The following is a 15,033-nucleotide window of genomic DNA, read 5'->3' on the forward strand; positions in this document are numbered from 1 at the left end:
TTTATTGATCAACAATAATGTCTTTATTAATAATTTGTTGCTCGCCATTGCCCACCCATTTGGGCAAATTTTTCCATTGGATTATTCCGCAAGGCATACGGATTATCACCCAGTTTCACTTTACCTTGAATAGTCGTCAGTGCCAACATCATTCCAGCAGCTTTTGCTGCATCCATAACTTGTCTATTATAGGCACCAAAAGGGATATGCTAAGTAACGTTGAAAAGGATTAAATGGCGCTAGTACACGACAAGGATGGGCAAAATCAAGTTTTACCGTACGATAAGATCAGCTAAAAATAATCGGTTGGTTTTTATTATCTAATCTATGCAGAAAATAGGAGTGAGATTGAATATCAAAGACATCACGACTGTTTTTCAATTCATGTCTACTCATAAATTGTAAACCATTCGGATCTCATTTTTGATCATGAAATTTAACAAAAGCGTTGTCAGCTGTGCATGTTCTTTTAAGATTGGATGAGCATAGCGATAAACCGATTTTAAGCCATCATAAAAAGTTATACTGACCACCTTATCCGGTAAATTAATTTTTTTCTTTAAATAACCATCAACTTCATCCAAGGTAATTGTCTGATAACCCGCTTGTTTTAAGTAATCCATTTGAGCTTTAAAAGCTATTACCGAAGTAGTTGTTGATGTATGGCGAAATAATTTATTTTCATTTCATTATCAGGAAGTAAATGATGATACCTGAGAATTGGGATCCCTTTATCTAATGAAACATCTTGACCATCAATAAAAGCCAGTCTACCACCAAGATCAATAATAAACCAAGAGCTCTTGGATGATGAGTCAAACTCAACTTTCTTCGCTGTACTGGATAACGTAAATCGGCGGACAGAAAACCAATAACCGTGCTTTTCTCATCTGTGTTTTCATAGATGGGCGTTTTTTCAGTGGTCACTAAATAGTCATAAACTGGCTGATCTAATTGTTTTAAAGTATCAGTCAGAAACTGATTTTTTTGCCTCAAAAGCTTGTTGTTGAGTAATATAACCAACACTATTACCAAAATGAAAACGGTAAAAATTATTTTTCGCCGGTTGCATAAGTAAAACTGAATTTTTCAATAACCAACCAGCTGGCCGTATTTTTCCTCCCACTACCGCATAAATCACACTATCCTAGCTAACTTTCATTGGTTTGTTGAAATTAGCATCAAGACGTTTTTCTAACAATGGAACCATGCTGTTTTCCGCGTAAAGTGGAAAACCGAAAAAAAATAAATAAAAATACTCAATATATATAAAATAATAAAACGACAGCATGTCATTATTTGATTTTTTCCATAATATAGCTATAAAAATGCCCTCTTTATGAGGGCATTTTTTACAGATCAAGCTGCATTATTCATGGTCTCGGTTACCAAAACCCGCATTTAGCAATTCTGCCAAATTAGCCGTTGCCTCATCAGCGCTAACTTGTGATGATTCAACAGGTTCATTAACCATATGACGACGACGCATCCGATCTTGGTGATATGCATAGCCTGTACCGGCAGGAATTAGACGGCCAACGATGACGTTCTCCTTCAAACCACGAAGTTCATCACGTTTTCCAGCCACCGCAGCTTCGGTAAGCACACGTGTTGTTTCCTGGAATGACGCTGCTGAGATAAAGGACTCTGTCGCCAGAGACGCTTTGGTAATACCTAGCAGATCACGACTGAAGGTAGCAGGCACTTTTTCATCTTGCTCTAATTTACGGTTCGCTACTTTAACACGTGCACACTCTACTTGTTCACCTTCCAAGAATTCAGAGCTACCAGCATCAACAATTGTCACTTTACGTAACATCTGACGAACGATAACTTCAATATGCTTATCGTTAATTTTAACACCTTGTAGACGATAAACTTCCTGGACTTCATTGGTGATATAACGAGCAACAGCATGCGCTCCACGCAAACGTAAAATATCATGTGGTGATTCCGGACCATCAGAAATCACATCACCACGCTCAACTCGCTCACCTTCAAAGACATTAAGCTGACGCCATTTAGGGATCATCTCTTCGTATGCATCATCACCATCTATCGGTGTGATAACTAGGCGACGCTTACCTTTAGTTTCCTTACCAAAAGAAATAATACCGCTAATTTCAGCCAAAATAGCCGGATCTTTTGGTCGACGTGCTTCGAATAGATCAGCAACCCGTGGTAAACCACCAGTAATATCCTTAGTACCGCCCGATTCTTGTGGAATACGAGCTAAGGTATCACCAATATTAATTGTTGCACCATCATCCAATTGAACAATCGCTTTACCAGGCAAGAAATATTGCGCTGGCATATCAGTACCTGGAATTAATACATCATTGCCTTTCGCATCAGCAACACGCAATGCAGGACGCAAATCTTTACTACCCGCAGTACGCTCAGCTGTATCAAGCACAACAATTGATGATAAACCCGTTAGTTCATCTGTCTGACGTATAATAGATTGTCCATCTGCCATATCAGAGAAACGAATAATACCCGCAACTTCACTGATAACCGGCATGGTATGTGGATCCCAGTTAGCAACCGTTTCACCACCATTAACGCCATCACCATCACCTTTATTAAGGTGTGCACCATAAGGAACTTTATAGCTTTCTTTGGTTCGGCCAAATTCATCTACCACTCGCAATTCTGCATTACGAGAAGTGATAACCAAATGACCTTCAGAGTTTTTTACAAACTTAGCATTAACTAGTTTGATATTACCTTTGTTACGTACCTGAATACTCGATTCCGCAGCAGCACGTGATGCAGCACCACCAATATGGAATGTACGCATTGTCAACTGTGTGCCAGGCTCACCGATTGATTGAGCAGCAATAACACCAACAGCTTCACCTTTATTGATAATATGACCCCGCGCTAAATCACGTCCATAACATTTCGCACAAACACCGAAGTCAGTTTCACAACTTACAACAGAGCGTACTTTTACACTATCAACAGAGTTAGTTTCCAGCTCATCACACCATTTTTCACTTAATAAGGCGTTACGCGGTATTAAAATGTCCGCTGTACCAGGTACTAATATATCTTCCGCTGTGACTCGACCCAAGACACGTTCACGTAAAGGCTCTTTAACGTCACCACCTTCAATAACTGGTGTCATTAAAATACCGTCGTGGGTACCACAATCATCCTCAGTGACAACCAGATCTTGTGCAACATCAACTAAACGACGGGTTAAATAACCTGAGTTTGCTGTCTTCAAGGCGGTATCGGCTAGACCTTTGCGTGCACCGTGAGTTGAAATGAAGTATTGTAATACGTTCAAACCTTCACGGAAGTTAGCGGTGATCGGTGTCTCGATAATTGAACCATCCGGCTTCGCCATCAAACCACGCATACCCGCTAACTGACGGATCTGTGCGGCAGAACCACGTGCTCCAGAGTCAGCCATCATAAAGATGCTGTTAAACGAAACTTGTTGTTCGTCTTGGCCATCACGATTAACAACAGTTTCTGTGGATAAATTCTCCATCATCGCTTTTGCGACACGCTCATTAGCCGCAGCCCAAATGTCAATAACTTTGTTATAACGTTCGCCCGCAGTAACCAGACCTGATTGGAACTGTTCTTGAATTTCGGCAACCTCAGCTTCAGCTTCAGCAATAATACTGGCTTTTTTCTCTGGTATTACCATATCATCAATACCAACAGAAGCACCAGAACGAGCTGCATAAGCAAAACCGGTGTACATGATCTGATCGGCAAAGATAACGGTTGGTTTTAAGCCTAAAACACGGTAACAAGTATTAAGCATTTTAGAAATGGCTTTTTTACCCAACGGCTGATTAACCAATGAGTATGGCAGGCCTTTAGGTACAATCATCCATAAGATAGCTCGACCAATTGTGGTATCAACTAACTGAGTTGCAACCTCAACATTACCTTCACCATCACGGACTTCTTCTGTAATACGGACTTTAACGCGAGCATGTAGGGATGCTAAGCCTGAACGGTAAACCCGCTCAGCTTCTTTCGGTCCAGACAATACCATGCCTTCGCCTTTAGCATTTACACAATCTCGTGTCATATAGTACAAACCAAGTACCACGTCTTGAGAAGGTACTATGATAGGTTCACCACTAGCTGGCGACAAAATATTATTTGTCGACATCATTAAAGCACGCGCTTCTAACTGCGCTTCTAAAGTTAACGGGACGTGAACAGCCATCTGGTCACCGTCAAAGTCAGCGTTATAAGCAGCACACACAAGTGGGTGTAATTGGATTGCTTTACCTTCTATCAAAATAGGTTCAAATGCTTGTATACCAAGACGATGCAGCGTTGGTGCGCGGTTTAGCATCACTGGATGTTCGCGAATCACTTCATCGAGAATATCCCAGACGACAGCTTCTTCACGTTCAACCATCTTCTTGGCTGCTTTGATCGTTGTCGCTAATCCACGTAACTCCAATTTACCATAAATAAATGGCTTAAATAATTCTAATGCCATTCTCTTCGGCAAACCACATTGGTGCAGACGAAGATAAGGACCAACCGTGATAACAGAACGACCTGAATAATCAACACGCTTACCCAATAAGTTTTGACGGAAACGACCTTGCTTACCTTTGATCATATCGGCCAAAGATTTCAGCGGACGTTTATTCGAACCAGTAATTGCACGTCCACGACGTCCATTATCCAGCAGTGCGTCAACCGCTTCTTGTAGCATTCGTTTTTCATTACGTACAATGATATCAGGCGCAGCCAAATCCAATAGACGCTTTAAACGATTGTTACGGTTAATAACGCGACGATATAAATCATTTAAATCAGAAGTTGCAAAGCGACCACCATCTAGCGGAACAAGCGGACGCAAATCCGGCGGTAATACCGGTAGTACATTCAGGATCATCCACTCGGGCTTATTACCAGACTGAATAAACGCTTCTAGCAGTTTGATACGCTTAGTCAATTTTTTCCGCTTAGTTTCAGAGTTAGTTGTATTTAACTCTTCACGTAGCACTTCACATTCTTGCTCCAAATCGAGATTTTTTAGCAAAGATTGGATAGCTTCTGCACCCATTTTAGCGTCAAATTCATCACCAAACTCTTCCAAAGCATCAAGATATTGCTCTTCAGTCAAGATTTGTCCACACTCTAAGCTTATCATACCCCCTTCGACCACAACATAAGATTCGAAGTAGAGTACCCGCTCAATATCACGCAAAGGCATATCAAGTAACAAACCAATACGTGACGGTAATGATTTTAAAAACCAGATATGTGCTGTCGGTGAAGCCAACTCAATATGACCCATACGTTCACGACGCACTTTAGTTTGAGTAACCTCAACACCACATTTCTCACAAATCACACCTCGGTGTTTTAATCGTTTATATTTACCACACAAACATTCATAATCTTTAACTGGCCCGAAAATACGCGCACAGAAAAGACCATCACGCTCAGGCTTGAACGTACGGTAGTTAATAGTTTCTGGCTTTTTCACTTCACCAAATGACCATGAACGGATCATATCTGGAGAGGCCAGAGCAATCTTGATCGCATCAAACTCTTCTGTTTTAGTCTGTGCTTTCAGAAACTTTAATAAGTCTTTCACGGAATGGCTCCTGTCGGAGTTAAACCTGCGAGGAAGCGCTTTTAGCCACTTCCTCCTAAACACAGTGTAACAATTTGTAAAGCTTAGTCGCGACTAAGCTTTACAACATAACTTATTACTCGTCTTCCAGTTCGATGTTAATACCCAGCGAACGGATCTCTCTCAATAATACATTGAAAGACTCCGGCATCCCTGGTTCCATCTGATGGTTGCCGTCTACGATGTTTTTATACATCTTAGTACGTCCGTTCACATCATCGGATTTAACGGTAAGCATTTCTTGCAAGGTGTAAGCGGCGCCATATGCTTCCAAAGCCCAAACTTCCATCTCACCAAAACGCTGACCACCAAACTGTGCTTTACCACCCAACGGTTGTTGAGTAACCAGACTATAGGAGCCTGTTGAACGTGCATGCATTTTATCATCTACTAAATGATTTAATTTTAACATATACATATAGCCAACTGTCACCTGACGTTCAAATTTCTCGCCTGTACGACCATCATACAATGTAATCTGACCGGAAGTCGGCAACTCAGCTAAAGTTAATAGCTCTTTGATTTCTTTTTCTTTTGCACCATCAAAGACCGGTGTTGCAATTGGCATACCTTTCTTCAAATTATGTGCTAACCGCAGAACTTGTTCATCAGAAAAGGTACTGAGATCAACTTTTTGACGAGGATCATCTCCTAAATCATAAGCTTTCTGAATAAATTCTCTCAATTTTGCTACTTCACGCTGTTGTTTCAGCATGGCATTGATCTTATCGCCAATACCTTTAGCAGCCATCCCCAAATGGGTTTCCAGAATTTGACCAATATTCATACGTGATGGTACGCCCAGTGGGTTCAAAACAATATCAACAGGGTTACCACTTTCATCGTAAGGCATGTCTTCAACAGGGTTAATTTTCGAAATAACACCCTTGTTACCATGCCGACCAGCCATTTTATCGCCCGGTTGGATTTGGCGTTTTACTGCCAAATAAACTTTAACGATTTTCAATACGCCTGGCGCTAAATCATCACCTTGAGTGATCTTACGACGTTTAGCCTCTAGCTTCTTCTCAAATTCAGCTTTCAGCTCATCATATTGCTCAGCTAATTGCTCTAGCTGATTTTGTTTTTCTTCATCCTTTAAGGATAATTCTAACCAACGTTCACTCGGTAATTTATCCAGTTTTTCACCTTCAATACCGCCATTAGTTAGTACTGCTCGGATACGGGCAAATAAACCTGCCTCAAAGATACGCAACTCTTCAGTTAAGTCTTTCTTCGCATCACGAAGCTGCATTTCTTCAATTTCTAACGCACGTTTATCTTTCTCTACACCATCACGCGTAAAGACTTGTACATCAATAACCGTTCCTGATACCCCATTTGGTACCCGCAGTGAAGAATCCTTAACATCAGAAGCTTTTTCACCAAAAATGGCTCGCAGCAATTTCTCTTCTGGCGTTAATTGCGTTTCACCTTTCGGTGTTACCTTACCAACCAGAATGTCACCGCCCGTTACTTCAGCACCGATATAAACAATACCTGATTCATCCAATTTGGATAATGCAGCTTCACCTACGTTAGGAATATCTGCCGTAATCTCTTCTGGCCCTAACTTAGTATCACGTGATACACAAGCTAACTCCTGAATATGAATGGTGGTAAAACGATCTTCCTGTACCGCTCGTTCAGATACCAAAATAGAATCTTCAAAGTTGTAACCATTCCAGGGCATGAACGCCACCCGCATATTTTGACCAAGCGCCAATTCACCTAAATCAGTAGATGGTCCATCAGCCAAAACATCACCGCGTTCAATCGGTTCACCGAGCGAAACACATGGCATTTGATTAATACAAGTATTCTGATTAGAACGCGTATATTTAGTCAGATTATAAATATCAATGCCGGCTTCGCCAGGATACATTTCATCTTCATTAACTTTGATAACAATACGTGAAGCATCAACATACTGAACGGTACCACCACGTTTAGCTACCGCTGTTACCCCAGAGTCAACAGCAACGGCACGCTCCATACCCGTTCCAACCAATGGTTTATCTGAGCGTAACGTCGGTACCGCCTGACGTTGCATGTTCGCACCCATCAATGCACGGTTTGCGTCATCATGCTCAAGGAATGGAATTAATGAAGCACCAACAGAAACAACCTGTTGGGTTGAAACGTCCATATATTCCACTTGATCTTGGCTGAATAAACTGGATTCACCTTTATTACGGCAAGTGATTAATTCTTCAACAAACCGACCATCATCATCTAAAACAGTATTCGCCTGAGCAATGATGTAGTTACCTTCTTCAATCGCTGATAAATAATAAATTTCATCAGTAACGATACCATCTCGTACCAAACGATAAGGCGTTTCCAAAAAACCATACTCATTGGTTTGTGCATAGACAGACAATGAGTTAATCAAACCGATATTCGGTCCTTCAGGTGTTTCAATTGGACATACACGTCCGTAGTGCGTTGGATGTACGTCACGAACTTCAAAACCAGCTCGTTCACGTGTTAATCCACCTGGCCCTAATGCTGAAATACGACGTTTATGTGTGATTTCAGACAGTGGGTTATTCTGATCCATAAACTGCGATAATTGGCTGGAACCAAAAAACTCTTTAACCGCAGCAGAAATCGGCTTCGCGTTAATCATGTCCTGAGGCATTAATGCATCCAAATCGCCTAATGATAAACGCTCTTTAACCGCACGCTCAACTCGCACTAAACCAACTCGGAACTGATTTTCAGCCATTTCGCCAACCGACCGAATACGACGGTTACCTAAATGGTCAATATCATCAACTTCACCTTTACCATTGCGAATACCAATGAGTTTTTTCATCACATCAATGATATCTTGTTTACTTAAGATGCTTGAGCCTTCAATTGCTTCACGATCTAGTGAGCGATTAAATTTCATGCGCCCTACAGCGGAAAGATCATAACGTTCTTCAGAAAAGAATAAGTTCTCAAAAAGATTTTCTGCCGCTTCGCGAGTAGGTGGCTCGCCTGGACGCATCATACGGTAAATTTCAACTAATGCACTTAAACGATCATTTGTTGGATCAGTACGCAATGTTTCTGAAATATATGCACCATGATCTAAGTCATTAGTAAATAAGGTCTCAATGGTTTTATGACCACCTTGACTTAGACGTGCCAACATATCCAAAGAAAGCTCTGTATTAGCTATACAGATTAATTCGCCAGTACTTTCATCAATGTAATCTTTAGCTACCACTTTACCAGCAATATACTCAATAGGTACTTCAATACTGCTGATTTGGTCTTTTTCTAGCTGACGAATGTGACGTGCAGTAATACGGCGGCCCTTTTCAATATAGACTTTACCGTTACCGTTGGCTTCAATATCAAAAGAAGCCGTTTCACCACGCAAACGTTCAGGTATTAACGTCATCAACAGTTTATTATCACTAATTTGGAAAATCGTTTTCTCAAAAAAGAGATTGAGGATTTCTTTGGTACCATAATCCATCGCACGTAGAATAATAGTCGCCGGTAATTTACGGCGGCGATCAATACGAACGAAAAGATTATCTTTAGGATCAAATTCAAAATCTAACCAAGAACCACGATAAGGAATAATACGTGCATTATATAATACCTTACCTGAAGAATGGGTCTTACCTTTATCACTATCAAAAAATACACCAGGGCTGCGATGTAATTGAGAGACAATAACACGCTCTGTACCATTGATAATAAAAGTACCATTATCTGTCATGAGTGGAATTTCACCCATGTAAACTTCTTGCTCTTTTATATCCTTTACTGAGCCTTCTGGCGCTTCACGCTCGTAAATAACAAGGCGTAGTTTAACCCGTAAAGGAGCAGAATAAGTGACACCACGGATCTGACATTCTTTAACATCAAATACAGGTTCACCAAGGCGATAGCTAACATATTGCAATTCAGCATTGCCACTGTAGCTTTGAATTGGAAATACAGAACGGAATGCTGCTTCCAGCCCATTCTGACCTTCTAAATCTTGCTCGATAAACTTAGCGAACGAGTCAAGTTGGATAGATAAAAGATAAGGAACATCCAAAACTTGTGGACGTTTACCAAAATCCTTACGAATACGTTTTTTCTCGGTATAGGAGTAAAACATAGGGTTCCTCAGCTTGCTGATCAGTGGCCCACTCTGTCCGTCCTAAAGGACAGCATCTGCAATACTATTTTTTGGAACGGAAAACAGATTATTTTCCACAATACTTATTGCTATTACTCTTAAATCATTTCATTGCATTATATAACTACCAATCTTTAATTGTCAGAGTCATAAACGCAGTATATTAAGTGTCAATAGCAAAAAATATTGAAAGGATAACTCAGTAACTAAATAGTGTGAAATATTACTGATACCCTACAATACACATAGCGCAAAAAAGCTGGTGACTAAAAAACCACCAGCCGTCAGCCTATAAAATTAGGCTGCCAACTTAAGGCAAAGCTTATTTAACTTCAACAGAAGCACCGGCGTCTTCCAGCGATTTCTTCAATGTTTCAGATTCGTCTTTGCTTACTGCTTCTTTAATTGTTGCTGGCGCTGATTCTACCATTTCTTTAGCTTCTTTTAGTCCTAAGCCAGTTGCTGTACGAACAGCTTTAATAACCGCAACTTTGTTAGCACCAATAGCAGACAAGATAACATCAAACTCAGTTTTTTCTTCAACTACTTCAGCTGCACCAGCTGCACCAACCGCGACTGCTGCTGCCGCAGAAACGCCAAACTTCTCTTCCATCATAGTTATCAGTGCAACAACGTCCATTACAGACATTTCTGCAACTGCATCAAGAATTTGTTCTTTAGTTATTACAGACATAACAAGGGTTCCTAAAATTCAGAAATATTTTATACGTTAAAAAACAACGACGGAAATAGCCTTAAGCAGCTTCTTTCTGATCGCGTAGTGCCGCCATAATGCGAGCCAACTTACCTGCAGAGGCTTCTTTCATGGTTGACATCAGACGCGCAATTGCTTCTTCGTAAGTTGGAAGAGTTGCCAAACGATCGATTTGATTCGCTGAAATAAACTCTCCTTCAAAGGCTGCTGCTTTAATCTCGAATGCTGGATTCGCTTTCGCGAAGTCTTTAAACAAACGAGCTGCTGCACCCGGATGTTCATTAGAAAAAGCAATCAAGGTTGGACCAATAAACGCTTCTTTGAGGCACTCATAAGCAGTACCTTCAACAACACGGCGCATCAACGTATTACGAACAACACGCAGATAAACACCTGTTTCGCGACCTGCTTTACGCAGTTCAGTCATTTTATCTACAGCTACACCACGAGAATTCGCGACAACTGCAGACAGCGCACCTTTGGCTACTTCGCTGACTTCAGCAACAATCGCTTGTTTGTCTTGAAGATTTAGTGCCATTAGCTTCTTGCTCCTGGATTAACCGGGTTACCCGGGGACTCACATCACTCAAAACATCCTATATATTTGAGCGTTAAATACGGTGAGCAGAATCCAGAAATTAATCTTAGTGGCTCTGTCACCGTCTACGTAGGATATTAAGTAATCACTTACACCTACGGTCTTGGACGTGGCCTGGATAAGGCCAGACACCAACCTAAATTCAGCGTTTGCTATTTTCTGTTTAAAATATAAATATAAAGCATAAGTCGTTAAATTGTATCCAAATTTAACACAAAGGTAAAGCTAAAAATGATACTCAAAAATTATGCTGACGCAGATAATCCTGCTTAATCAACAGTAACTCCTACTCCCATCGTAGTAGATAGGCTAATTTTCTTAATATAAACACCTTTAGCAGAAGAGGTTTTTGCTTTTTTCAACGCAACCAATAGTGCTTCAAGATTTTCTTTTAATTTACTATCGTCAAAATCAACTTTACCGATGGTGGTATGAATGATACCGTTTTTATCATTACGATAACGGATCTGACCCGCTTTGGCATTTTGAACCGCTTCAGCGATATTAGGAGTTACTGTACCAACTTTGGGATTTGGCATTAAACCACGAGGTCCTAAAATCTGACCTAACTGGCCAACAATGCGCATTGCGTCTGGCGAAGCAATAAGAACATCAAAGTCCATTTCACCCTTTTTAATTTTATCAGCTAGTTCTTCCATACCAACTAATTCAGCTCCAGCAGCTGTTGCAGCCTCAGCATTCGCTCCTTGAGTAAATACCGCAACACGAACAGAACGACCGGTACCATGCGGCAAAACAGTTGCCCCACGAACATTTTGATCAGATTTACGTGCATCAATACCAAGATTAACTGCAACGTCAACGCTCTCTACAAATTTAGCCGTCGCTAATTCTTTCAAGAGTGTAATTGCTTCAGTAATATCATATTGTTTAGTTGCATCAATCTTTTCACGGATATTGCGCATACGCTTGGTTAGTTTAGCCATTGATTAATTAACCCTCCACCAGCAAACCCATGGAACGAGCAGTACCTTCAATTGAACGCATCATCGCTTCAATATCAGCCCCTAGCATATCCGCAGCTTTAGTTTCAGCAATTTCACGAATTTGTACGCTGGTTACTTTACCAACTTTCTCTTTATTTGGTGTACCTGAACCTGATTTAACACCCGCTGCTTTTTTCAGTAATACGGCGGCAGGTGGTGTCTTGGTTATAAATGTAAATGAACGGTCTGAATAGACAGTAATTACAACTGGAATTGGCAAGCCTTTTTCTAAGCTATCTGTCTTAACATTAAACGCTTTACAAAATTCCATGATATTCACACCTTGCTGACCCAAAGCTGGACCAACAGGAGGACTAGGATTAGCCATACCTGCTGCAACTTGCAGCTTAACATAGGCTTGTACTTTCTTAGCCATGCATATTTCCCCTCTAATTGGGTAATGTCGCTTCAATTATGAAGCTCCCCTGTGCATATAATGACCCGTGTAATTTTCAGACCATAAAAAATAAAGGCGAAAAATTGTAGCTAAATTTCCCGCCTTTAGCAAGTTGTCAAGTGTATTACACTTTTTCTACTTGACTAAAATCTAATTCTACCGGTGTTGCGCGACCGAAAATAGAAACCGATACTTTAAGACGGCTCTTTTCATAATCAACTTCTTCAACCACACCATTGAAATCTGCAAATGGACCATCACTAACACGAACCATTTCTCCTGGCTCAAACAGTGTTTTAGGTCGCGGCTTATCCCCTACTTGCTGCAAGCGATTCATAATCGCATCAACTTCTTTATTGCTAATAGGAGCTGGGTGATCTGGTGTACCACCAATAAAACCCATAACACGTGGTACACTTCGCACTAAATGCCAGCTAGCATCATCCATAGTCATTTGAACTAAAACATATCCTGGAAAGAATTTTCGTTCACTTTTACGACGTTGGCCACTTCGAATTTCCATAACTTCTTCGGTTGGCACCATCACTTCACCAAACTTATCTTCCATATCATGCAACTTGATATGTTCATGCAATGACTGGGCAACTCTAGCTTCAAAACCAGAAAATGCCTGAATAACATACCAGCGTTTTTTAGGGGATTCAGACATCTTAGAACCTCAGGACTGTAATAAATGAAACTAAACGCACCAGTATACCATCTAATCCCCAAAGAATTAGTGCCATAACGGCAGTAACTGCCGCAACAATTAATGTTGTCTGTAATGTTTCCTGGCGCGTTGGCCAAATGACTTTACGCATTTCAATACGAGCTTCGCGAGCAAATGCTAAAGTTGCTTTTCCTTTTGCTGTCCACAATGCAATGCCACCAGCAAGCGCAGCAATAGCAACAACTGCGATGACACGTAATGCAAGATTGTATTGTCGGAAATAATAATTACTAACAATAGCAATAACTAAAAGAATCGCGACTAATACCCATTTTGCTACATCAAAACTACGTCCGCTTTCTTGAGCATCGCTATTCACACTCATAAATCAACCCGTTACTATGATATAATAAAAAGTCAATTTGCCTCGTAAAACAATTCAAATTTAACCGAAATAAAACATACCACTATTGTATCTCACTTTACGCCATAAACCAGTATGACATTCAACTATTGAGAGACATCCAATAATTCTTTAATCAGAGCCTATCTCACCAATAATTAAACTACCATATAAGCTATTGATGAGATAGGTTCTTCACTTATCCAAGCTAGTATAAAAAAGGCATCAGATGATGCGCTTTTTACAATTATTGCTCTAAAGATTAAGCAATAATTTTAGCAACGACACCGGCACCGACTGTACGGCCACCTTCACGGATCGCAAAACGTAATCCTTCATCCATCGCGATTGGCGCTATCAACGTCACTTTCATATTGATATTATCACCTGGCATTACCATCTCTACGCCTTCTGGCAACTCGATTGTGCCCGTTACGTCCGTCGTCCTAAAATAAAACTGTGGACGGTAACCTTTAAAGAATGGCGTGTGGCGACCGCCCTCATCTTTGCTCAAAATATATACTTCTGATTCAAATTGAGTATGCGGATTGATTGAACCTGGTTTTGCTAATACTTGGCCACGCTCTACATCTTCACGCTTGGTACCACGTAATAATACACCTATGTTCTCACCTGCACGACCTTCGTCAGCAGTTTGCGGAACATTTCTACGCCCGTACACGTCGTTTTGGTCGTCTCTTTAATTCCGACGATTTCAACTTCTTCACCAACCTTAACTACACCACGCTCTACGCGGCCTGTTACTACGGTTCCACGGCCTGAGATCGAAAATACGTCTTCGATTGGCAACAAGAACGGTTTATCTATCGCACGCTCTGGCTCTGGGATATAGTCATCTAACTCTTTCGCTAACTCTAGAATTTTCTCTTCCCACTCAGCAACACCTTCCAACGCCTTTAACGATGAACCTTTAATTACCGGAGTGTCGTCTCCTGGGAAATCATACTGAGAAAGAAGCTCACGCACTTCCATTTCAACCAGTTCCAACAATTCTTCATCATCAACCATATCACATTTATTCAGGAAAAGAATGATGTAAGGTACACCTACCTGGCGACCTAATAGGGATATGCTCACGTGTTTGTGGCATTGGACCATCTGTTGCTGCAACCACTAAAATTGCGCCGTCCATTTGTGCCGCGCCAGTGATCATGTTTTTTACGTAATCTGCGTGGCCTGGACAATCAACGTGGGCATAATGGCGGGTTGGGGTATCATATTCTACGTGAGAGGTAGAAATTGTGATACCGCGTGCTTTTTCTTCCGGTGCATTATCAATTTGATCAAATGCACGTGCACTACCGCCATAAGTTTTCGCTAATACGGTAGTGATTGCTGCAGTTAAAGTTGTTTTACCATGGTCAACGTGGCCGATTGTACCAACGTTAACGTGCGGTTTTTTACGTTCAAATTTTTCTTTAGACACGACTCTATTCCTTATAGAGTTCTCTCAAA

At 40.9% G+C, this 15,033-nt stretch carries 12 protein-coding genes and 1 pseudogene; all 13 read right to left on the reverse strand.

Going from position 1 to position 15,033, the window contains the following annotated elements; all coding sequences use genetic code 11:
- Nucleotides 1-26: 26 nt before the first annotated feature.
- The 13 genes and pseudogenes from ARADI_RS07460 to tuf all read right to left on the reverse strand — a co-directional run bounded on the left by ARADI_RS07460 (nt 27) and on the right by tuf (nt 15,004).
- Nucleotides 27-176, reverse strand: coding sequence for a polysaccharide deacetylase family protein (locus ARADI_RS07460; protein ID WP_182853150.1), 150 nt, complete (start codon nt 174-176; stop codon nt 27-29).
- 216 nt (nt 177-392) lie between these two features.
- Nucleotides 393-623 carry a polysaccharide deacetylase family protein gene (locus ARADI_RS07465; RefSeq protein ID WP_119711664.1) on the reverse strand — a complete coding sequence of 77 codons (231 nt, stop codon included), beginning with the start codon at nt 621-623 and terminating at the stop codon, nt 393-395.
- 112 nt (nt 624-735) lie between these two features.
- Complete coding sequence (locus ARADI_RS07470; protein ID WP_119711665.1) at nt 736-996, reverse strand: hypothetical protein; 261 nt, start codon at nt 994-996, stop codon at nt 736-738.
- Nucleotides 968-1,141 (reverse strand): hypothetical protein, encoded by a 174-nt coding sequence (locus tag ARADI_RS07475; RefSeq protein ID WP_182853151.1) that lies wholly within the window; start codon nt 1,139-1,141, stop codon nt 968-970. Before ARADI_RS07475 ends, ARADI_RS07470 begins: the two co-directional genes overlap by 29 nt.
- Before the next feature lie 228 nt (nt 1,142-1,369).
- A complete protein-coding gene (gene rpoC, locus ARADI_RS07480; RefSeq protein WP_119711667.1) occupies nt 1,370-5,596 on the reverse strand; it encodes a DNA-directed RNA polymerase subunit beta' in 4,227 nt (1,408 codons plus the stop codon).
- Nucleotides 5,597-5,711: 115 nt separating this feature from the next.
- Nucleotides 5,712-9,746 (reverse strand): DNA-directed RNA polymerase subunit beta, encoded by a 4,035-nt coding sequence (gene rpoB / locus ARADI_RS07485; protein ID WP_119711668.1) that lies wholly within the window; start codon nt 9,744-9,746, stop codon nt 5,712-5,714.
- Between the two features lie 343 nt (nt 9,747-10,089).
- The gene (rplL, locus tag ARADI_RS07490) at nt 10,090-10,461 is read right to left on the reverse strand and encodes a 50S ribosomal protein L7/L12 (protein WP_119711669.1); all 372 of its coding nucleotides are present in this window, start codon (nt 10,459-10,461) and stop codon (nt 10,090-10,092) included.
- 61 nt (nt 10,462-10,522) lie between these two features.
- The gene (gene rplJ / locus ARADI_RS07495) at nt 10,523-11,020 is read right to left on the reverse strand and encodes a 50S ribosomal protein L10 (protein ID WP_119711670.1); all 498 of its coding nucleotides are present in this window, start codon (nt 11,018-11,020) and stop codon (nt 10,523-10,525) included.
- A gap of 329 nt (nt 11,021-11,349) precedes the next feature.
- Nucleotides 11,350-12,027: a 50S ribosomal protein L1 gene (gene rplA, locus ARADI_RS07500; protein ID WP_119711671.1), complete on the reverse strand. Its 678-nt coding sequence runs from the start codon at nt 12,025-12,027 to the stop codon at nt 11,350-11,352.
- Between the two features lie 7 nt (nt 12,028-12,034).
- Nucleotides 12,035-12,463, reverse strand: coding sequence for a 50S ribosomal protein L11 (rplK, locus tag ARADI_RS07505; RefSeq protein WP_119711672.1), 429 nt, complete (start codon nt 12,461-12,463; stop codon nt 12,035-12,037).
- Between the two features lie 145 nt (nt 12,464-12,608).
- Nucleotides 12,609-13,154, reverse strand: coding sequence for a transcription termination/antitermination protein NusG (gene nusG, locus ARADI_RS07510; protein ID WP_119711673.1), 546 nt, complete (start codon nt 13,152-13,154; stop codon nt 12,609-12,611).
- A 1-nt stretch (nt 13,155) separates the two neighbouring features.
- A complete protein-coding gene (gene secE, locus ARADI_RS07515; RefSeq protein ID WP_119711674.1) occupies nt 13,156-13,539 on the reverse strand; it encodes a preprotein translocase subunit SecE in 384 nt (127 codons plus the stop codon).
- A gap of 280 nt (nt 13,540-13,819) precedes the next feature.
- A pseudogene (gene tuf / locus ARADI_RS07520) lies at nt 13,820-15,004 on the reverse strand (elongation factor Tu).
- Nucleotides 15,005-15,033 lie beyond the last annotated feature (29 nt).

Origin of the sequence: Arsenophonus endosymbiont of Aleurodicus floccissimus, assembly GCF_900343025.1 — a bacterium.
In the GTDB taxonomy this organism is placed as follows: Bacteria; Pseudomonadota; Gammaproteobacteria; order Enterobacterales; family Enterobacteriaceae; genus Arsenophonus.